This window comes from Piscinibacter sp. PDB1-1 (assembly GCF_056675995.1).
Map to the genome: position 1 here is coordinate 728,611 of NZ_JBWVZJ010000003.1, position 24,641 is coordinate 753,251.

The window sequence follows — 24,641 nt, forward strand, 5'->3', positions numbered from 1 at the left end:
CTGCCGATATCACTGCCCCATGGGCACGAAACCTCTTCTGGTTCGAACGAACCTCGGCTGGCGAGTTTCCATACTGTCGAGATCAGCCTGTGGGCCTTTCGGCCGGCCAGTGGGCGGCGGTGCTGCTCGGCGTGTGCCTCGGCTTTGCGGCGCTGATTGCCCCGATCCCTTTGCTGCAAGGCGTGCTCGGGGGCTGGCTGCCTGCCATTCTGTTCCCGGCCATTCCGCTTGCGACGCTGGGGCTGGTGGCGGGCTCGGGCTGGAAGGCGGTGTTCAGGCCGCTGCTCGTGCGAGACATCTTGTGGATGCTCGGTCTGGCCCTGCTGAACCTCGTGGTGACGGTCAGCGTCGCCTTGCTGGTGCGGCGTGTGTTCGACATGAACGCCAACCCGGTCGGGACGCTGCTGAGCAGCTACTCCGGACTGGAGCGCGTGCTGTTCTATCTCAAGACCCTTCCGCAGCTCTTCGGTGAAGAGGTGGTGTCGGTGCTGCCGTTCCTCGCCGTCCTGTGGCTCTGTCACGCCAGGCTGGGCATGGCACGAAAGACCTCGGTCGTCGTGGCCTGGGCCAGTACCTGCGTCCTGTTCGGTGCGCTGCACCTGCCCACCTATGGCTGGAACTTCGTGCAGTGCTTCGTCGTCATTGGCGCAGCGCGCGCCGTGCTGCTGCTGGGCTACGTCGCGACGAAAAACATCTGGGTCTCGACCGGCGCCCACATCCTCAACGATTGGGCGATCTTCACCGTGGTCGTGATGCTGCTGGGCAGGCAGAGCATTGCTTAAGAGTCGATGCGGCGGCGAAACACCAGTCGGTCTTCGTCGGACTCTCGTGCGTCGTACCGGTAGCCCTCTGCGTCGAATACCTTCAAGCCCTCGGGATCATCGAGCCGCTGGGTGATCGCGTGCCGCAGCATCAGCCCGCGCGCGCGCTTGGCGAAGAAGCTGATGACCTTGTAGCCGCCGCCTTTCCAGTCCTCGAACACGCAATCGATCACGCGCGCCTTGAGGGCCTTGCGCTGTACCGCGTGAAAGTACTCCTGCGACGCGAGGTTCACGACGACAGGCGGCTTGTCGCTCGCGAGTTGCCGGTTGATCTGGCGGGTGAGCGTGTCGCCCCAGAAGTCATACAGGTTCTTGCCCCGCGCGGTGACGAGAGGCGTGCCCATCTCCAGCCGATACGCCTGCATGCGATCGAGCGGGCGCAACAAGCCGTAGAGGCCGCTCAGGATCGACACCTGTGACTGCGCCCAGAGCAAGTCGTCCGCACTGAGCGTGGGCGCATCGAGGCCTTCATACACATCGCCATTGAAGGCGAGTACCGCGGGCTTGCTGTTGCGCTCTGTGAAGCGCGTGGACCACGCCGCGTAGCGGGCCACGTTGAGTTCGGCGAGCGCCGGCGAGAGGCTCATCAGCTCGGCGATCTGCTCGGCGGACAGGGGCCGCAGCACCGAAATCAGTTCTTCGGATTGCTCGATGAACCGGGGGCGCGTCGTGAGCGGAGCGATGTGAGGACTAACGTAGTCAAGGGTTTTCGCGGGGGAAATCAGAAAGTGCATGCGGCAATTCTCGGCCACGCCTGCATCAGACCGGGCGAACTGTGCATTACGTCGCTTGTGCCGCGTGAAGGCTTGTACAGAATCGTCACTGCAAACACCTTTTGTATCCGCAGCACCGCCATGCGCAGCACTCCCTTCGTCACCTGGCTCGCCAAGATGCTCCTGGGCTTTGCGCTTTTCGTCGGCGGCATCGAAGCCGCGCGCATCACCTGGGGCAGTTGGTGGGAGTTCGCCGTCTCGAGCCTCGTCGTCTCGGCGTGCGGCCTGGCATGGATGGCCTTCACCGAAATCCGCCAGCGCCCGCTGCGCGTGCTGCTCAAGGCTCGGCGCTCGCTCAACTTCCCGACGCAATGGGCGGTGCGCTTCGACAAGGCGGTGCCGCACGGCGGCGTGATCCCGGTGGCGGTGATCCGCTCCGACGGTGTGCGCTTCGTGATCGATATCCAGGATTGCACAGACGCAGACTGGAACACCGACCTGATCGAAGGTGAATCGCTGCTGGTGGGTGCAAGCGGCAAGAAGTTCAAGACCGACCCGGTCGGGCCGCTGATGCAGGCGGCGTCGGCCTGGGGCGCCACGCCCATCCTGTGGCTGCCGCAGGCCAAACAGGTGCGCAACCTGCGCCAGGTGGGTTGCCCACTGGTGGTGGTGCTCGGTGGCGCGCGAGAGCTGAACCATGTGCTGCGGGGGGCAGAGATTGCACCCAGGCACAACGCGACGCTCGAGATGACCATGCCCCCCAAGCGAGCCAAGGCGGGGCAGGCAGGCAAAGCCCACGCCAACGCACATGAAAAGGCCACCACGAAAGCAACGGCCAGAGAGGCCGCCACCGCCGAGATGGCCTGATAGCCAGGGCGTGTCCGCAAGCCCTGGGCTACGCGGCGCTTGGCTTTACTTCTTCGCGTCGTCGACCGCGTCCTTCACCTTGTCGCCGGCTTTCTCGATCTCGTTGCCGGCCTTTTGGGCAGCGTTGTCGATCGACTTGCCAGCACGCTCGGCCGGGCCTTCGGCCGGTTGGCACGCGGCCATGGCGATGGAGACGGTGGCGATGAAGACGTAGAGGGCAGATTGAACTTTCATGGGAACTCCTGAGGTTGTCGTCGGCTTCTCGATGAGCCTGTGCGATGAACTGTAGGAGCGGCGACTCGCCTTGTCCCTCGGCCCGTAGCCGGTTTGCGTGTCGGTTCTTTCCTACGCCCGTCTACCTCGCTTGCGGTGTCAATGGAAGTCGCGGCTGCGGCTCACCAACCCCTGCAGCAATGCCGAATGGTCGATGGCCTTCATGGCCACCAGGTGCATCACCGTGCGTGCGCCCTCGCCTTCGCGCTGCCACTGCCCGTAGATGGTGAGCAAGGTGGACGCGAGCAACGGCTTGCGCTGCGACTCCACCACCCGCGGCCACACCACCACGTTGATGACGCCGGTCTCGTCTTCTAGCGTGACGAACATCGTGCCCTTTGCCGTGCCAGGCCGCTGCCGATGCGTGACGAGCCCGCTCGCACGCGCCAGGCGCCCGTTCGGGCAGTGGCGCAACTCGGCAGCGGTCTGCACCTTGAAGGCATTAAGTTGCTCGCGCAGCATGGCCAGTGGGTGCTGCTTGAGGGTGAGCCCGAGCGTGCGGTAGTCGGCCAGGGTGTCGTCGATCGCAGAAGGTGCTTCGAGCACGGCGGTGGCGTCTTCGTGCAGCCGCGTCTCGCGCAGCAGGGCAGTGGGCCGCGTGTCGATGGCTGCCACGGCCCACGCCGCCTGGTGGCGGTGGCCGCTCAGCCCGTGCAATGCATCGGCCTGCGCCAGGCACTTGAGATCGTGTGCGTTCAGGTGCGCGCGGCGCGCCAGGTCTTCGGCATTCTCAAACGGGGCTTGGGCACGAGCCGCCGCGATGCGTTCACCGGCTTCCTGCGAGAGCCCCGAGACCATGTGCAGGCCCAGTCGCACCGGTTGCAGGGGTGCGTGCACGCCGCCACCATCGCTGCCCGCCGCGCCTTCGAGGCTCGACTCCCACCCGCTGCACATCACATCGGCCGCGCGCACCTCCACGCCATGCGCGCGCGCATCGCGCACCAACTGGGCCGGTGCGTAGAAGCCCATCGGCTGGCTGTTGAGCAGGCCCGCCAGGAAGGCATCGGGGTGATGGCATTTGAGCCAGCTGCTGTCGTAGGCGAGCAGCGCGAACCCCGCGGCATGGCTCTCGGGGAAGCCGTATTCGCCGAAGCCCTGGATCTGCTTGAAGATGCGTTCGGCGTACGCCTCGCTGTAGCCCTTTTGCACCATGCGGTTCACCAGCCTGTCATGGAAAGGCCCGAGGCCGCCCTTGCGCTTCCAGGCGGCCATGGCGCGGCGCAGTTGATCGGCCTCGCCGGGGGTGAAGTCGGCCGCGAGCATCGCGATCTGCATCACCTGCTCCTGGAAGATCGGGACGCCCTTGGTGCGGTGGAGTGCGGGCCGCAACTCGGCGGGGTACTCGATCTCGTCGTCATGTAGGCGGCGGTTCTTGAGGTACGGATGCACCATGCCGCCCTGGATCGGCCCGGGCCGCACGATCGCCACCTGCACCACGAGGTCGTAGTAGCAGCGCGGCTGCAGGCGCGGCAGCATGCTCATCTGCGCACGGCTCTCGATCTGGAACACGCCCACGGTGTCGGCCGCGCAGGCCATGTCGTAGGTGGCCTCGTCCTTGTCGGGCACGTCTTGCAGGCGAAAGGGCCGGCCCAGCTTGTGGCTGACGAACTCGAGCGAGCGCTTGAGCGCGCTCAGCATGCCGAGCGCGAGGATGTCGACCTTCATCAGCCCGAGCGATTCGAGGTCGTCCTTCTCCCACTGGATGACGCTGCGGTCGGCCATGGCTGCGTTCTCGACCGGCACCAGCTGCGAGACCTGGTCGCGGGCGATCACGAAACCGCCGGGGTGCTGGCTCAGGTGGCGCGGAAAGTCGATCAAGGCCGCGGTGAGCTCCAGCCACAACTTGCACAGCGGTGCCTCGGGGTCGAAGCCGTGCTCGCGCAGCCGGGCCTGGTTGCCTTCCAGCGTGTCGAACCAGTGCAGGCTCTTCGAGACGGCATCGATGCGCTGCAGGTCGATGCCCAGCGCGCGGCCCACGTCACGCAGCGCCGAGCGTGGCCGGTAGCGGATCACCACCGCGGTGAGCGCCGCGCGGTGCCGGCCGTACTTGGCGTAGATGTACTGGATGACTTCTTCGCGCTGCTGGTGCTCGAAGTCGATGTCGATGTCGGGCGGCTCGTTGCGCTCCATGCTGATGAAACGCTCGAACAGCAGCGTGGAGCGGCCCGGGTCGATCTCGGTCACGTGCAGGCAGTAGCACACCGCCGAATTGGCGGCGCTCCCCCGGCCCTGGCAAAGGATGTGCTGCGCGCGAGCCCACTCGACGATGTCGGCCACGGTGAGGAAGTAGCGCTCGTAGTCGAGCCGGCGGATCAGGTCGAGCTCGTGCTCGATCTGATCGAGCACCCGCTCGGGCAGGCCGCGCGGATACCGCCGTTGCGCGCCGGCGAGCGTGAGCTTGCGCAGGTAGCTGGTGGGTGTTTCGCCTTCGGGCACGATCTCCTGCGGGTACTCGTACGACAGTTCGGCGAGCGAGAAGCTGCAGCGCTGCGCCAGCGTGATCGTCTGTGCCAGCCACTCGGCCGGGTAGATGCCGGCCAGCCGCGCGCGCGGGCGCAGGTGGGCCTCGGCGTTGGGCTCCAGGCTCCAGCCGCACTGCGCCACCGGGCGGGCCAGCCGCGTGGCGGTGAGCACGTCCTGCAGGGGCTTGCGCGAACGCACGTGCATCAGCACACCGCCGGCCGCGGCGATGGGCAGGCCAGTGGCCTCGGCCACCTGCTCCACGGTGTCACGCAGGGTGTCGTCGCCTTGGTGGTGCAGCAGTTCGATCAGCAGGGCTGCACGGTCACCGAACCAGCGCTTGAGCCACTGCGCATGGGCAAGCACCTCCTCGACAGGTTGATCGGCATCGGGCACCAGCAAGGCCAGGCAGTCGGGCAGGCCGGCGAGCGTAGGTGCATCGGGCACCTGGCCTTCCACATCGCCGGGGTGGGCCAGGTAGCAGCCCTTGGCGGCACGCCGCCGCGCCACGGTGATCCAGTGCGAAAGATTGCCGTAGCCGCGCCGCGTTTGCGCGAGCAGCACCAGGTGCGCATGCGGCGTGCGGGTGTCGTCGCTGCCGCACAGGCGCATCTCGCTGCCGATGACGAGGTGCAGCTTGTGCTCCAGCGCCGCGTGGTGGGCACGCACCACGCCGGCGAGCGAGCATTCATCGGTGATCGCGAGCGCGCTGTAGCCCAACTCCTGCGCGCGAGCCACCAGTTCTTCGGGCGACGATGCTCCGCGAAGAAAGCTGTAGTTGCTCAAGCAATGCAACTCGGCATAAGGCGCGGCGGGAGCGGTGGGGGACATGGCGGCTGGCATCGAGAAAGTGCATGCACCGGAGATGCCCGCACAACAACTGTCTTTTTATACAGTTTACCGACGCAACCCAGATCACGCCATGCTCAGGCGATGTCCGCGCGTGTCGTCTTTCTCACTTCTCAAGGCCGCCTGGCATGCTGCGCCGCAGCGGCCTGCTCAATCGGCGGGCAGCTTGAGAAAGCGACGCATTTGCGCCGCTTCGCGGGGCACGAAGGCGGCTTATCCACAGCCTTAACCACATCAAAAGTGGAGAACCCGAGCACCGTGAAGGGGCACGTGCCACTGAACCTTCGATGAACATCCGCCGAGCCAGCAGGTGCATGCTTGAACGGCGCGCTGCCGCATCCAGAGCAGCGTCCACGCGGGCCGCATGGGTAGCCCGCTTGGCGAAACCAGAAGGGGAACATCATGTGGCGAGCACCCTCTAACACTGCTCACACAGGAGGCCCTCATGGACAGAAAGCTTCATCTCCTCGAATCGTTCGACGCGCACGGCTCGGACGGCGCCACGCACAAGGTCTATGGCTTCGAGCACATGGTGCGCGACCCTTCGGCCGGCCCGAGCGAACCCGAACGTTGGGAGCCTACCGGCATCTCCGAATACCGGCTGGGCGACGGCACCTTGGTGGACCTGGGCAAGGACGGCGCCCTGCACGTCAAGGATTCGCAGATCACCTTGTCGCGATAGGGCGCCGCACTCAGCTCCGCCCGAGCGACACGTGCCGCCCCGTCACCGCCTGCCCGGCCGGTGTGGCCAGGAAGGCGATGGCCTGTGCGGCCGCTTCGAGCGGCACCCACGCCGAACGGTCGGCGTCGGGCATGGCGTGCCGGTTGGCCGGTGTGTCGAGGATCGTGGGCGCCACGCTGTTGGCGCGGATGCCGTCTGCGCCCCCCTCGCGCGCCAATGACTCCACCAAGCGCTGCAACGCGCTCTTGGCCGCGCAGTAGGCGCCCTTGAGCGCCTGGCCCTCGAAGGCCGCATGCGCCGACACGGCCACCACGCCGCCGCTGCCCTGGCGCTTCATCACGGGCACCACCGCCTGCGTGAGGTTGACGAACGACCAGGCGTTGAGGTCCATCATGCGATCCCACGAGGCCCGCGTGATCTCGTGCACCGCCTCGCCCATCTCGAAGCCACCGGCGATGTGAACGAGTGCGTCGATCCCGCCATGCGCCTGATGCACCTGTGTCACGGCGGCGGCCACGCTCGCGGGCGATGTCACGTCGGCGGCCAGGAGCAAGGCGCCCGCCGACGCCCCAAAGATGGCCTGCAGGCGGCTCGCATCCTGATCGAGCAGGGCCACACGATGGCCAGCCGAGAGCAGGTGATGGGCCGTCGCCTGGCCCAGCGCGCCGGCAGCGCCGGTGATGACGATGGAGAGTGAGGACGTCATGGGCATTCGACTGGTTGAACAGGACACTCGGCATTGTGGATGTGATCACAATGCCGGTTCACCATTCATCGGTTCAACCCACCACCCGAGAGGCCCAACATGAAGAGAGAAGTCGTCGTCGTCAGCGGAGCACGCACCGCCATCGGTACTTTCGGGGGCAGCCTGAAAGACGTGCCGCCCACCAAGCTGGGCGCCATTGCCACCCGCGAGGCGCTGGCCCGCGCCAAGGTCGACGGCAAGGACGTCGGCCACGTGGTCTTCGGCCATGTGATCAACACCGAGCCGCGCGACATGTACCTCGCCCGCGTGGCGTCGGTTGAAGGCGGTGTCGGCCAGGAGACGCCCGCGCTCACCGTCAACCGCCTGTGCGGCTCGGGCCTGCAGGCCGTGGTGAGCGCAGCGCAGACCATCCTGCTGGGCGATGCCGACATCGCGCTCGCCGGCGGCGCCGAGAACATGAGCCGCGGCCCTTACTCGATGCCGCAGGCGCGCTGGGGTGCGCGCATGGGCAACGCCACGCTGGTCGACATGATGCTCGGCGCGCTGCATGACCCGTTCAACAACGTGCACATGGGCATCACCGCCGAGAACGTGGCCGCCAAGTGGGAGATCACCCGCAGCCAGCAGGACGAGGCCGCGCTGGAGAGCCACCGCCGTGCCCAGAAGGCGATCGCGGCCGGCTACTTCAAGGAGCAGATCGTGCCGGTGCCGCTCGAGAGCAAGAAGGGCACCGTGATGTTCGACACCGACGAGCACGTGCGCAACGACGCCAAGCTCGAAGACATGGCCAAGCTGAAGCCCGCGTTCAAGAAAGAAGGCGGCAGCGTCACTGCAGGCAACGCCTCGGGCGTGAACGACGGCGCCGCTGCGCTGGTGCTGATGGAGCGCGCCGAAGCCGAGCGCCGCGGCCTGAAGCCGCTCGCGCGCCTGGTGTCGTACGGCCATGCAGGTGTCGACCCGCTGTACATGGGCATCGGCCCGGTGCCGGCCACGCGCAAGGCGCTGGAGAAGGCGGGCCTCAAGGTCTCCGACCTCGACGTGATCGAGGCCAACGAGGCCTTCGCCGCACAGGCCTGCGCGGTCAGCAAGGACCTCGGCTTCGACCCTGCCAAGGTCAACCCCAACGGATCGGGCATCTCGCTCGGCCACCCGGTGGGCGCCACCGGCGCGATCATCACGGTGAAAGCGCTCTATGAGCTGGAGCGCGTCAAGGGCCGCTATGCGTTGGTCACGATGTGCATCGGCGGCGGCCAGGGCATCGCGGCGATCTTCGAGCGCATGGGCTGATGCACGGGGTGCGTCAGCCGGTGCACCTGGTCAAGGTCTGACCCTGTCTACTCGCTGACGCGTTCGACCTTCCAGAGGGCGGCTGCCGTAGGGCGGCCGCTGTCGCTTTCACTGCTGCTGCTCCCGCTCGGCACGACGAAATCGACTTCGACCTCGTCTCCTGCTTGCAGGGTGCTGATGTCGAAGACGCGGGGTTGCACATAGACCTCACCGGTCTGGCCGTCTTCGTCGCCCAGCAGCAGGATGCCTTGACCCGCATCGACCGACTTCACGGTGAACACACCCGGCAGCGGACCGCGGTTGACCCCGCCGGTCGAACCCCTGAAGCGCCCTCGGGCAACCGCCCCCTGGCCGCGGCCGGGCCGTGGCCGGTAGACCTGCGCGAGGCTGGGGCCACCCAGCGCCGCCAGAACGAAGGTGGCCAGACCCAGCCTGGCCAGGGTCGAGAGGAGTGCGCGTCGCTTCATGTTCGATCCTCCTTGCACAGGGCCGGATCATGCATCGGTCGCCCGACCCCGTGTGGATGCAGCCGCCCGCGGCGTGTGGTTTCAGAGCTTGGGGATGCGCAGCGTCTTGCTGATCATCAGCGTGCCCGAGAGCACGAACATCAACGACAGCGGGTGCAGCACCCAGGGCCCGATCGCGAATGCGCCGCCCCAGACCGAAGGCCCGATCGCGCCTTGCCATGCGGCAAGCGCGAGCACGCCGCTCAGGATCACGCTGGTGGGGATCGGCGTGCCTTCGAAGTAAGCCACCTTGTCGGCGCCGCCGGCGAGCGACTCGGCCGTCACGTTGTAGCGAGCCAGGCGCGAAACGCCGCAGCACACGAAGTACACGAGGCCGACCACGTCCCAACCGCCGTCCAGGCCCGCGGCAAAGGCGAGCGATGCGGGGGCCACGCCGAACGAGATCACGTCGGCCAGCGAATCGAGCTCTCGGCCGAGCACCGAGTGCGTCTGGCGCCAGCGCGCCACGCGGCCGTCGAACATGTCGAACACGAACGCGGCCGGTGCCATGGCCGCCGCGGCAAAGAAGAGCCCCATCGAGCGGCTCGACATGAACGCCATCGCCAGGAACACCGCACACACGCCGCATGCGGCGTTGCCCAGCGTGAGGAAGTCCGCGAGGTGAAAGCCCCGGATCATCGAGAAGTGGCGTGGTGGGTTCTTGTCATTGGCCATGCGTTGCTCCTTGGTTGTCGTTGTGTCTCTTGCTGTCGACCCGCTCGCGCCAACGCGCCGTCATTCCGCCGCCGCGCGCCGCAGTGTCTCGATGACCGGGCGGCGCAGCACCTCTCGCAAGCCCCACCAGCCCGCGCCCAGCGCGAGCACGGCGCCCGCCAGGCTGCCGGCCAACGGGACCCATGGCGCGGCCGTCCAGGTGAACTGAAAGACGAACCGGGCCAGCGCCCAGCCCACGGCCATGGCCGCCACGGCGGCGAGAAAGCCCGCCAGCGCGCCCACGCCCAGCAACTCGGCGCGCTGCACCTGGGCCAGCAGCTTGCCGCTGGCACCCAGCGCACGCATCACCGCGAACTCGCGCGCACGCGCCTCGCGTGTGGCGGTGACGGCCGCGAACAAGACCACGAGCCCCGCGGCCAGCGTGAAGGCAAAGAGAAACTCGACCGCCCTCACGACCTGGTCGAGCACGCCCTGAACCTGCGCGATCGACGCCGACACATCCACGTTGGTGATGTTCGGAAACTCGCGGCTCAACGCGTTGTCGAAGCCCGGCACATCGGCCGGTGCGGGCGCGCGGAACGCCGCCATGTAGGTGGCCGGCACGTCGGCCATCTGCGCGGTCGGGAACATCACGAAGAAGTTCGCGCGCATCGAACCCCAGTCGACCTTGCGCAGGCTGGTGATGCGGCCTTCCACCGGCACGCCGGCGATGTCGAAACGCAGGGTGTCGCCGAGTTTCAGGCGCAGCGTCTCGGCCAGGCCGTCTTCGACGCTCAGGCCGCCCTGCTCCTCCGGCACCCATTTGCCGACGGTGACGGCGTTGTGCTGCGGCAGCACCGCGCTGTGGCTCAGGTTGAACTCGCGATCGAGCAGGCGCTTGGCGCGGTCGTCGGCGTAGTCGTCGGTCGACGCAGGCCGGCCGTTGATGCTGATGAGACGGCCCCGGATCATGGGGTACCAGTCGTACTTGCCCACGCCGCTGGCCTTCAGGCGCGCCTGGAAGGCCTCGCCCTGGTCGGGCTGCACATTGATCACGAAGCGGTTGGGCGCATCCGGTGGCGTGGCCTGGCGCCAGGCCGAGATGAGATCGGTGCGCAGCAGCACCAGCAGGCACAGCGCAAGCAGGCCCACGCTGAGCGCCGACACCTGCAGCACGGCGAACGCCGGCCGCGCCGCGATCTGGCGCGTGGCCAGCACCAGCCAGCGTGGCGCCCGCGATTCGGGTACGGCGCGGCGCAGCAACTGCACCGCCAGCCACGACAGCGCCGCGAACACCGCCACCGCGACCGCGAACCCACCCACCGCGATGAGCCCGAGCTTGAGATCGGACGACACCGCAAGCAACAGCGCCACGAAGCCCAGCGCACCCGCACCGAGCACGGCGAGCGATGCCGGCTTGAGCGCGCCCACGTCGCGACGGATCACGCGCAGCGGCGGCACCTGCGACAACTGCAGCACCGGCGGCAGGCCGAACCCCATCAGCAACGTGAACCCCACGCCCACGCCGAACAACGCCGGCCAGCCCGTTGCGGCAGGCAATGCGGCGCTGACCAGCCCCGCCAACAGCCATACGAACACGTAATGCACCGCATAGCCGATCGCCACGCCGGCCACGCTGGCCAGCAGGCCCACGAACGCAAATTCGATCAGGTATTGCAGGGCGATCGTGCGCTGCGGCTGGCCGAGTACGCGCAGCATGGCGCAGTCGTCGAGGTGCCGCTCTGCGAAGTCGCGCGCCGCAATGCCCACCGCCACCGCGGCCAGCAGCGCCGCCAGCAGCGCCACGAGGTTCAGGAACTTCTCGGCGCGGTCGAGCGTCTGGCGCATCTCGGGGCGTCCGGTTTCGAGCGACTCGACACGGATACCCCGCAGCGACTCCTTCTTGAGCAGTGCATCGGCCCAGGCCACGAAGTCGCTCACCGGCCGGTCGCTCTTGCCCGGCGCGGCCACAGCCAGCCGGTAGGTAACGCGGCTCGCCGGTTGCACCAGCGCCGTGGACGCGAGATCGGCCTCGTTCAGCATGACGCGGGGCGCAAAGCTCATGAAGCCTGCGCCACGGTCGGGCTCGGTCACGATGATCGCGTCGATGGTGAGTTGTGCATCACCCAGCAGCAAGGTGTCGCCCATGCGCAGTTGCAAGGCGTCGAGCAAGGGGCCATCGATCCACACCTTGCCGGGCGGCGGCGCGCGCGTCACCGACTGCTCTGCCCCGCCCGGCTCGCGGGCGATGCGCAGCGCGCCGCGCAGCGGGTAGCTGTCGCTCACGCTTTTCACCGCCACCAGCTTGCTCGCGCCACCCTTCTCATCCGGCGCGCGGCCCATGCTCGGGAAGGTGGCGCTGTGCGCGAGTTTCAAGCCGAGCGCGGCTGCCTTCTCGCTGAACTCGGCGGGCAGCAGCTTGTCGCTCGCCACGATCGCATCACCCCCCAGCAGTTGGCGTGCGTCGCGCGCCAGCCCGTTGTTGAGCCGATCGGCAAAGAAGCCCACCGCGCTCAGCGCCGCCACGGCCAGCGTCACCGCAACCAAGAGCAGGCGCAGTTCACCGGCGCGAAAATCGCGGGCCATCTGGCGCCAGGCGAGTTGCCACAGGGATGCAGGGGTGTGTGGGGGCATGACAGGCTCCATGAGCGCTGCACCTTACCGCAAGGCCGGTGGCCGCGCGGCAACTCGGGCTCTGCTCGGGCAGGCATGGTTGAATCCGCCCACAGACCGCCCTGACATGCCATGCCCCAGCCATCCACACCCGAGACGGCCGCCATCGCCGTCGTGCAAGCACAGCTCGATGCTTACAACGCCAAGGACATCGAGGCCCTGCTCGCCACCTACGCGCCCGACGCCGAGCAGTGCACGCTGCAGGGCGAGCGCATCGCCGCCGGGCACGCGCAGATGCGAGAGCGTTACCGGGCACGCTTTGTCGAGCCCGACCTGCATGCGCGGCTGCTGTCGCGCGTGGCGGTGGGATCGGTCGTGAGCGACCACGAGCTCATCACACGCAACTTCCCCGAAGGCCGCGGCACGCTGGAGATGCTGTGCATCTACGAGGTAGAACACGGGCGCATCCGCAAAGCCGTTTTCGTGACCGGTGCCACGCGACTCGATCGCTGATCGCTGCGTTCTTGTTGGCACCCTCAGCCCAGACACAGGAGAACACCATGCGATTCATCGCATTCCAGAACGACCGCGGCCAGCCCGCCCTGGGTGTGCGCACCGGTCCCGACGAACTGGTGGACATCACCGCCCTCGGCCTGCCCGCCACGCTCGACGAACTGCTGCGCCTGGGTGACAGCGCCATGCAATCGGCGCGCACCACTGCTGCGGGCGCCGCCACGCGCGTGCCACTCGCCGGGCTGCGCTACCTGCCACCCGTGCTCAACCCCGGCAAGGCCCTGGCCATCGGACTGAACTACCGCGATCACGCGAGCGAGAGCAACTTCGAAGCCCCCAGGCACCCGGTCGTGTTCCAGCGCTACCCGTCGTCGTGGGTGGCACACGGTCAGGCGCTTCAGCGCCCGCGGGTATCGGTGCAATTCGACTACGAGGCCGAGCTGGTCGCCGTGATCGGCAAGGCCGGTCGCGCCATCCCGAAAGAACGCGCCCTGGAGCACGTGGCCGGCTACTCGCTCTTCAACGACGGCTCGATCCGCGACTACCAGCTCCGCACCCACCAGTGGCTGATGGGCAAGAACTTCGACGCCACCGGCGCCTTCGGCCCCGAGTTCGTCACGGCCGACGAACTGCCGCCCGGTGCGAGTGGCCTGCAGATCCAGTGCCGACTGAACGGCGAGACCCTGCAGGACGGCAACACGCGCGACATGATCTTCGACGTGGCCACGCTGGTTTCCGCGTGCTCCGAGGCGATGACGCTGCAACCCGGCGACATCCTCATCACCGGCACGCCGGCTGGTGTCGGAATGGCCCGCAAGCCACCGATCTGGATGAAGGCCGGCGACGTGTGCGAGATCGAACTTCAAGGCCTGGGCGTGCTGCGCAACCCGGTGGTCGACGGCAACTGAACCGCCGCGCATCAGGGGCCGTCGAGCAAGGCTCACGAACACTGCATGCAAATCTGCCGAACCAACGCTCGCAAGTGCGGTGCTGCAATGCAGGCATGAGCACCACCACCTTGCCCGCCCTCTTCGTCTCGCACGGCTCGCCCATGCTGGCGCTGGAACCCGGCGCCACCGGAGCGTTCCTGGGCACGCTCGGCCCGGCCATTGACGCCACGTTCGGCCGTCCACGCGCCATCCTCGCCATATCGGCCCACAGCACCGCACGCGCGCCCGTGCTGCTGGCCGCCGCGCAGCACACCACCGTGCACGACTTCGGCGGCTTCCCAGACGCTCTCTACCAGCTTCGCTACGACGCCCCGGGCGCCGCCGAACTCGCCACCCAGGTCGAAGGCCTGCTCTCGCGCGCCGGCTGGCCGGTGCACCGCCTTGACCAAGGCGGCCTCGACCATGGCATCTGGAGCATGCTGCGTTTCATGTACCCCGCGGCCGACATCCCCGTGTTGCCGCTCGCCTGGGTGCCCAACCTGCCGCCCGCGCAGCAGTTCGCACTTGGCGAAGCGCTTGCGAGCCTGCGCGAGCAAGGCGTGCTGGTGATGGGCACCGGCAGCATCACGCACAACCTGCGCCGCGTGTTTGCCGGCGGCCGCGCCGACACCCACGCGCCGGAGATCGCCGAAAGCGCGGCGTTTCGCCTATGGGTGAACGATCGCAGTGGCGCGCGCGACTGGCAAAGCCTCTTCGACTACCGAAGCCTCGCACCGAACGCGGCCGACATGCACCCGACCGACGAGCACCTTCTGCCCTGGTTCGTGGCCGCCGGCGCCGGCGGGCGCGAGAGCACGCCCCTGCGCCTGCACGAAGGCGTGACCTACGGTTGCCTGGGGATGGACGTGTACGCGTTCGGCCCGGAAGCCGAAGCGCTCGCGGCCGCTGCCGATACAGGGCTCCGTTCGCGGTAGCGCTGCGCGAGCGTCACCGCGTCGGCTCGCGAGGGACTGTTCATCTGGCGCAGGGCGCCGAGCTCGCCGCCATGTTGGGTTAGTTCGCCCAGGTAGCTCGACAGCGCTTCGGCCGCCCGGCAGCTCATGAAGTCGCCGACGTCCTTCATGGCGACCACGGAGCGTTCGTGCAAGGCGTCGCGTTCATCGCGCAACGCCTTCAGGCGCTCATCCGACCAGGCTGCGCGTTCCGCGAGGCGAATGCCGATGTGCAGATCCATCAACGAACCATTGCTCGAAACCATCAGCTCAGCGGCGCCCGAACACAGCTGCTGCCGGTTCGCGTCGAAGCGCGCCTTGTCGCAATGCCGGACAAGGGCTTGGAGCGGAGGGGACGCTGCAAAGCTCATGGCCAACAGCTCTGTCGACAGCATCACGTGCACGAAGCCCGGGGGCCCAGGCGGCAGATGCGCCATCGCGGCTCGCACGGCCGGAAGCGTGCGTGAGTCATTGTTGGTGGCGCGTGACACTCGGTAGACGGCCTCGGCCACGCCCGCTTCATTGCGCTGGTGGTGAGCCTCCTGCGCCACGTAGAGCCATGGGGCCGCGTTGGTCGGGTCCAGGCGCGCCCACTGCCCGGCCGACAGCATCTGGCACACCCCCTTGGGCCGCTTTTGACAGGCGCTCATGGCAAGCGCGTAGACCTGCGGCGAGCGCGTGTTGACTGCCATGCGGACCAGGGAGTCGACGGCCCCCGTTTCCACCTTCACGAGTGCAGGCAGGGAAGCCGCTTCAGCCGCGGCCATCACCTGCTGCGATGACATTGCCTCAATGTAGAAACCCGCAGCACGCTCGTCCTCGTCGCTGCTGCCGGCAAGGGCACGCAGCACGCGCTCGCGCGCCTCTTGTAGCGGGATCTGCAACAACTCTGGATTCGCGGGCTCGCCGTTCGCGTCGACCTTCAGTCGCCCCACGCCGCAAACCTCGACCTCGCCGGACCGCAGCGAGACGCTCGCACCATCCTGAGCCGACACAGCGGATGCCTGCCTACTACCCGAGAGCGCGGAATCGGCAGCTTCATCACCGGGATGACTGGGGGTCTCCCGCTGCATCGCTGGGCGCCTCGGACTGACGGACGATGGCTGATCGGCCTCAAGCGATGTCCAGGCCAGCCGGCCGACAGTTGCGACGGCGACCACGATCAGTACAAGGCCCAGCCAGTGAGCCAAGTGTCGCGGCTGGCCCTCGCCTGCGTCTCTCATCCAAGCACCCCGTTGGCAATGTCTCGTGGGGAGGGAACGACCTAGTCAGCCCCCACTTGGGAGAACCGACGTCGCCACTGCACTCGCCCCGTTCGCAGCCTGTTTGGCCGCCGTCTCACGATAGCGCCGTGCAAGCGCAGCGGCGGGCTCGGTCTGATCCGTGAACGAGCGACGCAACACTGCCATTTCGCCCTGCTGGCCGATCTCGGCGAACTCGCGCGTGCTCTTGGCCAGCGTTGCACAACTCCAGCGCTCGCGCGGTGCCTCGGCGCGCTGCCGGTACACCTGCAACACGGCGTCGCGCTCGTCGCGCAGGGCGTCGACGCGATCCGCCGGCCAACCCACACGCTCGCCGAGCGAGGCGGCCAGGCCCACGTCGGTGAGCGTGGTGCCGCGTGACTTGAACACCTCGGCCACCGCGGAGCAGGTCTGGCGGCGGTTGGCGTCGCGCACGTCGGCATCTGTGCAGAACTGGCTGGCGATGAGGTGCGGTGAAGCGACAGCGCCCTCGATGCCCACGAGTTCTTCGGCGAGCGCTCCCTTGCCCAACGGGGTCACGTCGCCCGGCAAGCGGGCCAGCACGGCGCTCGTGAAGTTGTTCCAGTGCGCGTCGACACGGCTGGCCTGCGAGACGCGATACATGGCCTCGGCCACGCCTGCAGGATCGAGCCGCGCCTGGGCGTCGACGCCGGCTTGCATCCAGGCCATGGCATTGCCCGGTTCAAGCCGCGCCCACTGGTCGGCGTTGAGCAACTGGCAATTGCCTTCGCTGCGGTCGTTCTGGCATGCGCGCATGGCCCAGGCATAAACCGCCGGCGACTGCGTGGCGACGGCCATGCCGGCCAGAGCGTCGCGTGCGTGCGCCTGCTGCATGGGCTCGGGGCCGTCGCCGGCCTCGGCGTTCAGCGCCATGAGCAGCAAGCCCGCCGCGCGGCCTTGTTCATCGGGGCTGCGCAGCAGCGCGGCCAGCGCCTTGGTACGGGCGCCGCGGGCGGCATCGACCACGGGGGTCATGTCCTGCAGCTGGCCGGCGTCGTCGGTCTTGCGTGCACCCAGGCCGCATACCTCGGCTTCGTCAGGCGCCAGCGCGGGCTTGATCTGCATGAGCGGGACCGATGCGGCTGCGCCCATCGAGATTGCAAGCCGGCTCGGGTCGATCCGATCGAACATCTCGCGCAGGCTGGGCTGCGACACGGAGCCCGCCGGCATGGCATGGGGCGGCGGCTCGGCGCCGAAGCCGGACGTCCAGGCCTGCCAAGCCACGCCGACCAGGGCCAGCACGATGAGCGCGAGGCCGAACCATCGCGCCCGCGTTCGCGGTTCTTCCGTCTCTTGTTCCATCACACCCCTCCCTGGGCTATTGCTTCTTTGACTGCAGCGACTTGCCTGCGCGACACCACCAGCCATTCATCGACCGGCGCCACGCGCACGGCCCAGCCTTCGGCCGCTTCGTCGTCGCCGTCGCCCGGCAGCACCCGCCGTTCGAGTGAGCGCATGGCGCGGCGCGCCACCAGCGCATTGCGATGGATGCGCAGGAAGCGATCGCCCAGCCGCTGCTCCAGGTCGGTGAGCGCATCGTCGAGCACATGGGTGCTCGTGGCGGTGCGCAGGGTCACGTACTTGAGTTCGGCCTTGAGGTACAGCACCTCCGACAACGGCACACGCACCTTGCGGCCGAGTTCATTGACGAGCAGCACGGGCTCGTCGCTCGCAGGCGGTGGCGCTGCGGGTCGGCCACCACCCAAGCGCTGCGCGACGCGCTGCAAGGCTGCCTGCAGCCGCTCGCGGCGCACGGGCTTGGTGAGGTAGTCGACGGCTTCGAGCTCGAAGGCCTGCAAGGCATGCTCGGCATGCGCCGTGACGAACACCACCGCGGGCGGCAGCGGCAACTGCCGCAATCGGGCGGCGAGCTGGGTGCCATCGGGCCCGGGCATGTGGATATCGAGCAGCACCAGGTCGCACTCGTTGGCGCCGATCCACGACAAGGCCTGGCCGGCGTTGGCCGCTTCACCCACCACACGCGCCTTGGGCGATTCGCACTCGCCCACGAGACCGCGCAGGCGCAGGCGCGCGAGCTCTTCGTCGTCTACCAGCAGTACGCGCAGTTGGTCGCTCATCGGTCACGCCTCACAACGGCACCACGATCTGCACGCGGAACACATCGCGATCCTGGCGGGCCTCGAACTGCGCCGACACGTCGTGCAGCAAGCGCAGGCGCTCGCGCACGTTGCGAAGAGCGATCCCGTTGCCCGGCCGCGAGGGCTGGCCCGGCAGGGTGTTGACGATGCTCACCACCGCATGCGCGTGCTTCACGCGTGTGCGGATGCGGACCACGCCCCCATCGGTGGCAGGTTCGATGCCATGCCTCACTGCGTTCTCGACGAGCGGTTGCAGAAGCAGCGGCGGCACGCGCGCGGTGCCGGCATCGTCGTCGAGCTCCCAGCTCACCTGCAAGCGCTCGCCGAAGCGCACCTTCTCGATGGCCAGGTAGCGCTTGGCGAGCTCGACCTCATCGGCCAGGCTCACCGACTCGCCGCTCTCGGTGAGCGCCACGCGAAACAGCTCGGCCAGGTCTTCGAGCAGGCCCTCGGTGCGCGCCGGGTCGAGCCGCGCGAGCGTGATGGCGGTGTTGAGCGTATTGAACAAGAAGTGCGGGCGGATGCGCGATTGCAGCTCGGCCAACCGCGCCGTGGTGTCGGCCGGCAAGCGCGCGCGGGCGCGCAGCGTGAGCCAGTAGAACAAGCAGGCTGCAAGCGTTGCCCCCGCCAGCACCGGCCCCACCCACGACATGCCACCCCCATAGAGGTTCAGACCACCGGCCGCCTGCATGCCCCAGCCGAAAGCGCCACCCAGGGCGCCCAGGCCTATCGCGGCCACCCACTGCCCACCGGGCGCCAAGGCCGCAAGCTGGCGCTTGAGCAGGCAGGCCGCCACCAGCCACAGCAGCACACCCGGCAAGGCCATGCTGGAGCCGATGGCCAGGAGCGTCAGCCAGCCAGTCACATCGCCCGCCGCGAACACGACACCGACGGCCAGCACACCATGAACAAACAGCAGCGCACGCAGCACGACGCCCACATGGCACACATCGAAGGCAGAGCCGGAGCCCGGCGCACGCGCCTTCACGTCATCGGCCAAGCCGAAACCCGTGGGCCCGAAGATGCTGCTGGAGTGAGGCTGCGCGCCGGGACGGGTGAGCTCCGCCAGCCCTTGGCGGCGGCTCTTGGCGGAAGCGTCTTGTCGGCTGGCGTCGGCCATAGAATCGAACGGTCTTCTTCTGCTTGCGTGGGCCTGCAAGCGCGGCGGCGTCACTCAATTGTCGCCAAGTCCTGCTACTCGGCAATCGGGCCTACCAAGCGTTACACCCTCCGGTCTTTCCCCATGTCCTCGAACCAACTCGACAAGAAATCCCAAGCCTGGTCTGCGCTCTTCTCCGAACCGATGAGCGAACTGGTCAAGCGATACACCTCGAGCGTGTTCTTCGACAAGCGCATGTGGAAGGCTGACATCGCCGGCAGCCTGGCCCATGCCGACATGCTGGCCGCCCAAGGCGTGATCAGCGCGCAAGACCTGGCCGACATCCAGCGTGGCATGGCGCAGATCACGCAGGAGATCGAATCCGGCGCCTTTGAATGGAAGCTCGACCTCGAAGACGTGCACCTCAACATCGAGGCCCGCCTCACCACCCTGGTGGGCGACGCCGGCAAGCGCCTGCACACCGGCCGCTCGCGCAACGACCAGGTGGCCACCGACGTGCGCCTGTGGCTGCGCGACGAGATTGACACGCTGCTGCCGCTGCTCAAGGACATGCAGCTCGCACTCGTGGGCGTGGCCGAGAACAACGCCGAGACCATCCTGCCCGGCTTCACCCACATGCAAGTCGCGCAGCCGGTGAGCTTTGCCCACCACCTGCTGGCCTATGTGGAGATGTTCGCCCGCGACGCCGAGCGCTTGGCCGATGTGCGCAAGCGCGTGAACCAATTGCCACTGGGCGCGGCCGCACTGGCCGGCACCAGCTACCCGCTGGACCGCGAGCGCGTCGCGAAAACCCTGGGTTTCGAGGGCGTCTGCCAGAACAGCCTCGATGCCGTGAGCGACCGCGACTTCGCGCTCGAGTTCGCTTCGTTCGCCTCGATCACCATGGTGCACGTGTCGCGCCTGAGTGAGGAGATCGTGCTGTGGATGAGCCAGAACTTCGGCTTCATCGACCTGGCCGACCGCTACTGCACCGGCTCGTCGATCATGCCGCAGAAGCGCAACCCCGATGTCGCCGAGCTGGCGCGTGGCAAGAGCGGCCGCGTGGTCGGCCACCTGATGGGCCTGATCACGCTGATGAAGGGCCAGCCCCTCACCTACAACAAGGACAACCAGGAAGACAAGGAGCCGCTGTTCGACACCGTCGACACCGTGCGCGACACGCTGCGCATCATGAGCGAGATGGTGGCGGGCATCATCGTCAAGCCGCAGGCCATGGAACGCGCGGCGCTCAAGGGCTACGCCACGGCCACCGACCTCGCCGACTACCTGGTGAAGAAGGGCCTGCCCTTCCGCGACGCGCACGAGGTGGTGGCGCATGCCGTCAAGACCGCCATCGCGGCGGGCAAGGACTTGAGCGAGCTGCCGCTGGCCACGCTGCAAGGCTTCAACGCTGCCATCGGCGACGACGTGTTCGGCGTGCTGAGCCTGCACGGCTCGCTCAACGCGCGCAACGTGCTGGGCGGCACGGCGCCGGCCCAGGTGCGCGCGCAGATTGCGCGGCACCGCGCTCGCCTCGCCGCCTGAGCGCATGCACGCGGGCCGGCGAATCGCGCTTGTCGTTCTGAGCGTCGCGCTCGCCGCTTGCTCGTCTGGCCTCAACAAGCTCAAGCCGTCGTCGACCTTCGTCGCCACCGACGGCGTGAGCTACGGCCCCAACCCTCGACAACAACTCGACATCTACCGGCCCGTCACCCCGGCGCCACCCGGCGGCTGGCCGGTGGTGGTGTTCTTCTACGGCGGCTCGTGGCACTGGGGCAACCGTGGCGAGTACACCTTCGCCGGCGAGGCGCTGGCCTCGCGCGGCGTGCTGGCGCTGATCGCCGACTACCGGCTGTACCCCGAAGTGCGCTACCCCGCCTTCCTGCAAGACAGCGCGATGGCCACGAGCCATGCGCTGCGCGAAGCCTCGAAGCTGGGCGGCAACCCGCAGCGCGTGTACGTGATGGGCCACAGCGCCGGCGCCTACAACGCCGCGATGCTGGCGCTCGACGACCGCTGGCTCAAGGCCCAGGGCCAGTCGCCGGCATCGCTCGCCGGCTGGATCGGGTTGGCCGGGCCGTACGAGTTCCTGCCCATCACGAACCCGCAGGCGCAAGTCGTCTTCCACCACCCCAACTACCCGCCCGGCACGCAGCCCATCGACTACGTGCGGCGTGACGCGCCGCGCGCCTTCCTCGGGGCTGCCAGCGACGATCACCTCGTCGACCCGATACGCAACACCGTGCAGATGGCCGAGCGCATGAAAGCCGCCGGTGCGCCGGTGCAGATGAAGCTCTACGACGGCGTGAACCACGTGACGCTGGTCGCATCGATGGCGTGGTCATTGCGCTGGATGTCGACCGTGCTCGACGACGTGGCCGACTTCGTGCACGCGGCGCCCGCGGCAGAGATGCCTCGGCGCGACACCGAACCACGCTGAGCCAGCTGTTCTCGCGGGCGTCGGCCTTTCGTCGAATATGATGCGAATCATTCGCATTTGCATTATTCCGAGAGTCCCCATGAAGAACCGCCCGCCCTTCGGCCCACGCCTCACCCCAACGGCCGTCGCCGTGATGCTCGCCCTCGCCGTCCCCGCGGCCATGGGGCAGGCAGCGCCGAGCGAGACACCCGCAGCACCGGTGGCGCCCACGCCGCCCGCAACAAGCACCGAGGCCACCCTGCCGGCCGTCAAGGTGAAGGGCGCGTCCGACTCCACCATGGACTACCTGCGCAAGGACAGCACGACCGGCGCGCTGGGCGAGAAGAAGGTGATCGACACGCCCTTCTCCATCAGCATCGTGACCCAGGAAGACATCACGGCCCGCGGCGCCCGCTCCATCGGCCAGATCTTCGCGAACGACGCTTCGGTCTACACACCTTCCAACTCGTATTCGACCGACTGGTGGGGCACGCAGATCCGCGGCCTGGGCGTGCGCAGCATGTACGTCGACGAGGTGCCGATGCTGCTGTACTGGGGCGGCGACTTCCCCGTCGAGGCGGTCGAAAGCGTGACCGCGCTCAAGGGGCTGGCCGGCTTCATGTACGGCTTCGGCGAACCCGGCGGAGCACTCAGCTACACCCTCAAGCGGCCACTCGCTGCACCCGAGACGACCGTCACGGTCGGCTACCGCAACCCCAGGCTCTATCAGGCGCAGGTGGACACGAGCCATCGGTTCGGCGAGTCGTTCGGCCTGCGAGCCAACCTCGCCACCGAACAGGGCACCGCGTACAACGCGGCCGAGATCGACCGCACCGTGGCATCGCTTGCGCTCGACAAGAGTTTCGGCGCCACCGTGAAATGGGAAACGACGTTTCTCTACGAAGACAGCAAGAACACCGGCGAGCCCTTCCAGTTCTATCTCTCCAGCTACGACGTGGTCGGCAGCGGCGGCGTGCTGCCCGACGTGAGCTACGACTACGACAACTTCAACATCGACAACTCGTACTACAAGACCAAGACCATGATGGCGTCCACCAGCCTGCGCTGGGAGTTCGCACCCGACTGGGCACTGCGCTATCAGCTGGGCTTCACCCGCAAGGACCACCAGTCGAGCAAGTCGTTCGCCAACATCCTGAACCGCGAGGGCGACTACGACGGCACGATCTACGCCTTCGGCGGCCGTCTCGACAATCTCTACACACAGGCCATGGTGAGCGGCAAGCTCGATACCGGCCCCGTGCGCCACGAACTCGTCACCGGCGTGGGGCTGCAGCGGGCAACCGACCGATGGACGTCCGACTTCCGTTTCAACGGCGGCGACTTCACCGGCAACCTCTATGTCGCCCAACCCTATCTCGAGTCTCGCCCGTTCGACTATTCGCTGCAGCCCGTGAGCAGCGAGGTCAACCAGACCTACGCCTTTGCCAGCGACACGCTGCATTTCGGCCCGCATTGGCAGGCGATCGTCGGCCTGCGCTACACGAAGTACGACCAGGAAGACCTGGACGACGACCCTGACACCTTCGGCTACCAGGTCGGCGCGACGAGCCCGACGCTGGCTTTGATCTACAAGCCACATGCAAACGCCAGCATCTACGGCAGCTATGTCGAAGCCATGGAGCCGGGCACCCGCGTCGGCCCGCCGTACGCCAACGCAGGCGACGTCCTCGGTGCCACCGTGTCGCGCCAGGGCGAGCTGGGCTTCAAGCTGGCCGGCGAGCGTGTCGATTTCACCGCGGCCTTGTTCCAGATCGACCGCGCCAACCAGATCGATGAGCTGCGAGACGGCCTGCGCTACCTCACCCAGGACGGCCGGGTGATCTACCGCGGCGTCGAACTGGAAACCAACGTCCGGGTGACACGCAATCTCGAAGTGGGTGGAGGAGCGACCTACCTCAACGCGAAGATCGACCGCGTCTCGCCCGAGAACGAGTCGCTTCTGGGCAACCGCCCCTCCAACGCACCTGAATGGCAGGTGGTCGCCAACACCACCTACAAGGTGCCCATGCTCACGGGCCTGAAGCTGCACGGCAATTGGCGCTACTTCGGCAGCAGCTACGTCGCCGACGACAACCTGCTGAAGGTGCCGAGCCGGCATGTGGTCAACGCGGGTCTCAGCTACGACTTCCCCCTGCTGGCGCAGGATTGCACGCTGCACGTCAACATCAACAACCTGCTGAACGAGAAGTACTGGGCCAGCGGTGGCTGGGGTGCGGGCAACCCTGGCGAAGCGCGCAACCTGTCTCTGGCACTGGTCACCACCTTCTGAGCAAGTTGTTCGCCGAGTGATCGGGCTGACCGGAACGCACGCGTTCCGGCGGCCCCTCCCGGCGTGGTGCCTCCGTGTTCGAGCGCTATTACCGCGAGCTACTGAACTTTCTCGCACGCAAGGTGGGCGACCGCGAGTTGGCCGCCGATCTTGCGCAGGAGAGCTATGCGCGCCTGTACGCGGCCGCTCCAGAGAACAAGACGGTGGCCGAACCCCGGGCATTGCTCTACACCACCGCGCGCAACCTCGTCACCGACCACTACCGCCGCAGCAGCGTGCGCGCGCATGTGGAAGAAGCCGGTGATGCACACGAGTCAGACACCGTGCACGGCTCGCCCTCCGACGAGCCCGATGCGATCTTCGCCGGCCGCCAGCGGCTCGCCGCCATCGAGGAGGCCGTCGCGGCCCTGCCCCCGCGCCCACGCGAAGCCTTCGTGCTCTACAAGCTCGACGGGCTGAGCCGCGGCGAGGTGGCCGAGAAGATGGGGGTGAGCGTGAAGACGGTCGAGACGCACCTCGAGATCGCGATGGACGCCTGCCTGCGTTGCCTGCAAATGCTGGACGGCGCCCCGCCCTCGCGTCCGCGCAGCCGCCGCCCATCAGGCAGTGCCCAATAGGCCGCGCATCCGGCAACCATGCTTCTCGT

The 24,641-nt window shown here is 67.7% G+C and carries 22 protein-coding genes; 11 read left to right on the plus strand and 11 right to left on the minus strand.

Annotation, left to right across the window (positions count from 1 at the left end; genetic code table 11):
• The first annotated feature begins 89 nt into the window (after positions 1-89).
• Positions 90-782, plus strand: coding sequence for a CPBP family glutamic-type intramembrane protease (locus AC1KAR_RS19275; RefSeq protein WP_480320690.1), 693 nt, complete (start codon positions 90-92; stop codon positions 780-782).
• Here AC1KAR_RS19275 and yaaA read toward each other — a convergent pair.
• A complete protein-coding gene (gene yaaA, locus AC1KAR_RS19280) occupies positions 779-1,555 on the minus strand; it encodes a peroxide stress protein YaaA (RefSeq protein ID WP_480320692.1) in 777 nt (258 codons plus the stop codon). The two genes, AC1KAR_RS19275 and yaaA, sit on opposite strands and share 4 nt — an antisense overlap.
• 120 nt (positions 1,556-1,675) lie before the next feature.
• On the opposite strand from yaaA, the gene AC1KAR_RS19285 reads away from it, so the two are divergent.
• A complete protein-coding gene (locus AC1KAR_RS19285; RefSeq protein ID WP_480320694.1) occupies positions 1,676-2,401 on the plus strand; it encodes a hypothetical protein in 726 nt (241 codons plus the stop codon).
• A 45-nt stretch (positions 2,402-2,446) separates the two neighbouring features.
• Here AC1KAR_RS19285 and AC1KAR_RS19290 read toward each other — a convergent pair whose 3' ends face one another.
• Together AC1KAR_RS19290 and AC1KAR_RS19295 are read right to left on the minus strand one after the other, a co-directional pair.
• A complete protein-coding gene (locus AC1KAR_RS19290; protein ID WP_480320696.1) occupies positions 2,447-2,635 on the minus strand; it encodes a hypothetical protein in 189 nt (62 codons plus the stop codon).
• A 138-nt stretch (positions 2,636-2,773) separates the two neighbouring features.
• Positions 2,774-5,965, minus strand: a complete 3,192-nt coding sequence (locus tag AC1KAR_RS19295) for an error-prone DNA polymerase (RefSeq protein WP_480320698.1) — start codon at positions 5,963-5,965, stop codon at positions 2,774-2,776.
• Between the two features lie 463 nt (positions 5,966-6,428).
• On the opposite strand from AC1KAR_RS19295, the gene AC1KAR_RS19300 reads away from it, so the two are divergent.
• The gene (locus AC1KAR_RS19300) at positions 6,429-6,665 is read left to right on the plus strand and encodes a hypothetical protein (RefSeq protein ID WP_480320700.1); all 237 of its coding nucleotides are present in this window, start codon (positions 6,429-6,431) and stop codon (positions 6,663-6,665) included.
• 10 nt (positions 6,666-6,675) lie between these two features.
• Here AC1KAR_RS19300 and AC1KAR_RS19305 read toward each other — a convergent pair whose 3' ends face one another.
• A complete protein-coding gene (locus AC1KAR_RS19305) occupies positions 6,676-7,371 on the minus strand; it encodes an SDR family NAD(P)-dependent oxidoreductase (protein ID WP_480320702.1) in 696 nt (231 codons plus the stop codon).
• A gap of 99 nt (positions 7,372-7,470) precedes the next feature.
• Here AC1KAR_RS19305 and bktB point away from each other — a divergent pair, with 99 nt between their 5' ends.
• The gene (gene bktB, locus AC1KAR_RS19310; protein ID WP_480320704.1) at positions 7,471-8,658 is read left to right on the plus strand and encodes a beta-ketothiolase BktB; all 1,188 of its coding nucleotides are present in this window, start codon (positions 7,471-7,473) and stop codon (positions 8,656-8,658) included.
• Between the two features lie 47 nt (positions 8,659-8,705).
• On the opposite strand, the gene AC1KAR_RS19315 is transcribed toward bktB, so the two are convergent.
• The 3 genes from AC1KAR_RS19315 to AC1KAR_RS19325 all read right to left on the minus strand — a co-directional run bounded on the left by AC1KAR_RS19315 (position 8,706) and on the right by AC1KAR_RS19325 (position 12,452).
• Positions 8,706-9,125, minus strand: a complete 420-nt coding sequence (locus tag AC1KAR_RS19315) for a hypothetical protein (RefSeq protein ID WP_480320706.1) — start codon at positions 9,123-9,125, stop codon at positions 8,706-8,708.
• An 81-nt stretch (positions 9,126-9,206) separates the two neighbouring features.
• Positions 9,207-9,839, minus strand: coding sequence for a CDP-alcohol phosphatidyltransferase family protein (locus AC1KAR_RS19320; RefSeq protein WP_480320708.1), 633 nt, complete (start codon positions 9,837-9,839; stop codon positions 9,207-9,209).
• Positions 9,840-9,899: 60 nt separating this feature from the next.
• Entirely contained in the window at positions 9,900-12,452 is a 2,553-nt protein-coding gene (locus tag AC1KAR_RS19325) for an ABC transporter permease (RefSeq protein WP_480320710.1), read from the minus strand.
• 111 nt (positions 12,453-12,563) lie between these two features.
• Between AC1KAR_RS19325 and AC1KAR_RS19330 the strand changes: the two genes are divergently transcribed.
• The 3 genes from AC1KAR_RS19330 (at position 12,564) to AC1KAR_RS19340 (ending at position 14,808) form a co-directional block, all read left to right on the plus strand.
• Positions 12,564-12,944: a nuclear transport factor 2 family protein gene (locus AC1KAR_RS19330; protein WP_480320712.1), complete on the plus strand. Its 381-nt coding sequence runs from the start codon at positions 12,564-12,566 to the stop codon at positions 12,942-12,944.
• Positions 12,945-12,991: 47 nt separating this feature from the next.
• On the plus strand, positions 12,992-13,852 hold the full coding sequence (locus tag AC1KAR_RS19335) for a fumarylacetoacetate hydrolase family protein (RefSeq protein WP_480320714.1): 861 nt from the start codon (positions 12,992-12,994) through the stop codon (positions 13,850-13,852).
• Between the two features lie 95 nt (positions 13,853-13,947).
• A complete protein-coding gene (locus AC1KAR_RS19340; protein ID WP_480320716.1) occupies positions 13,948-14,808 on the plus strand; it encodes a dioxygenase family protein in 861 nt (286 codons plus the stop codon).
• Here the strand turns inward: AC1KAR_RS19340 and AC1KAR_RS19345 are convergent.
• The 4 genes from AC1KAR_RS19345 to AC1KAR_RS19360 form a co-directional block, all read right to left on the minus strand.
• Complete coding sequence (locus tag AC1KAR_RS19345; RefSeq protein WP_480320718.1) at positions 14,718-16,016, minus strand: hypothetical protein; 1,299 nt, start codon at positions 16,014-16,016, stop codon at positions 14,718-14,720. The genes AC1KAR_RS19340 and AC1KAR_RS19345 overlap by 91 nt on opposite strands.
• A gap of 78 nt (positions 16,017-16,094) precedes the next feature.
• Positions 16,095-17,390: a hypothetical protein gene (locus AC1KAR_RS19350; RefSeq protein WP_480320720.1), complete on the minus strand. Its 1,296-nt coding sequence runs from the start codon at positions 17,388-17,390 to the stop codon at positions 16,095-16,097.
• Complete coding sequence (locus tag AC1KAR_RS19355; protein WP_480320722.1) at positions 17,390-18,166, minus strand: LytR/AlgR family response regulator transcription factor; 777 nt, start codon at positions 18,164-18,166, stop codon at positions 17,390-17,392. The genes AC1KAR_RS19350 and AC1KAR_RS19355 overlap by 1 nt, the downstream gene beginning before the upstream one ends.
• A gap of 10 nt (positions 18,167-18,176) precedes the next feature.
• A complete protein-coding gene (locus tag AC1KAR_RS19360) occupies positions 18,177-19,307 on the minus strand; it encodes a sensor histidine kinase (RefSeq protein ID WP_480320724.1) in 1,131 nt (376 codons plus the stop codon).
• 123 nt (positions 19,308-19,430) lie between these two features.
• On the opposite strand from AC1KAR_RS19360, the gene argH reads away from it, so the two are divergent.
• The 4 genes from argH to AC1KAR_RS19380 all read left to right on the plus strand — a co-directional run bounded on the left by argH (position 19,431) and on the right by AC1KAR_RS19380 (position 24,612).
• On the plus strand, positions 19,431-20,831 hold the full coding sequence (gene argH, locus AC1KAR_RS19365; RefSeq protein WP_480320726.1) for an argininosuccinate lyase: 1,401 nt from the start codon (positions 19,431-19,433) through the stop codon (positions 20,829-20,831).
• Positions 20,800-21,726 (plus strand): alpha/beta hydrolase, encoded by a 927-nt coding sequence (locus AC1KAR_RS19370; RefSeq protein WP_480320729.1) that lies wholly within the window; start codon positions 20,800-20,802, stop codon positions 21,724-21,726. Before argH ends, AC1KAR_RS19370 begins: the two co-directional genes overlap by 32 nt.
• Before the next feature lie 79 nt (positions 21,727-21,805).
• Complete coding sequence (locus tag AC1KAR_RS19375) at positions 21,806-23,995, plus strand: TonB-dependent siderophore receptor (RefSeq protein ID WP_480320731.1); 2,190 nt, start codon at positions 21,806-21,808, stop codon at positions 23,993-23,995.
• Between the two features lie 74 nt (positions 23,996-24,069).
• Positions 24,070-24,612 (plus strand): RNA polymerase sigma factor, encoded by a 543-nt coding sequence (locus AC1KAR_RS19380; protein ID WP_480320733.1) that lies wholly within the window; start codon positions 24,070-24,072, stop codon positions 24,610-24,612.
• Positions 24,613-24,641 lie beyond the last annotated feature (29 nt).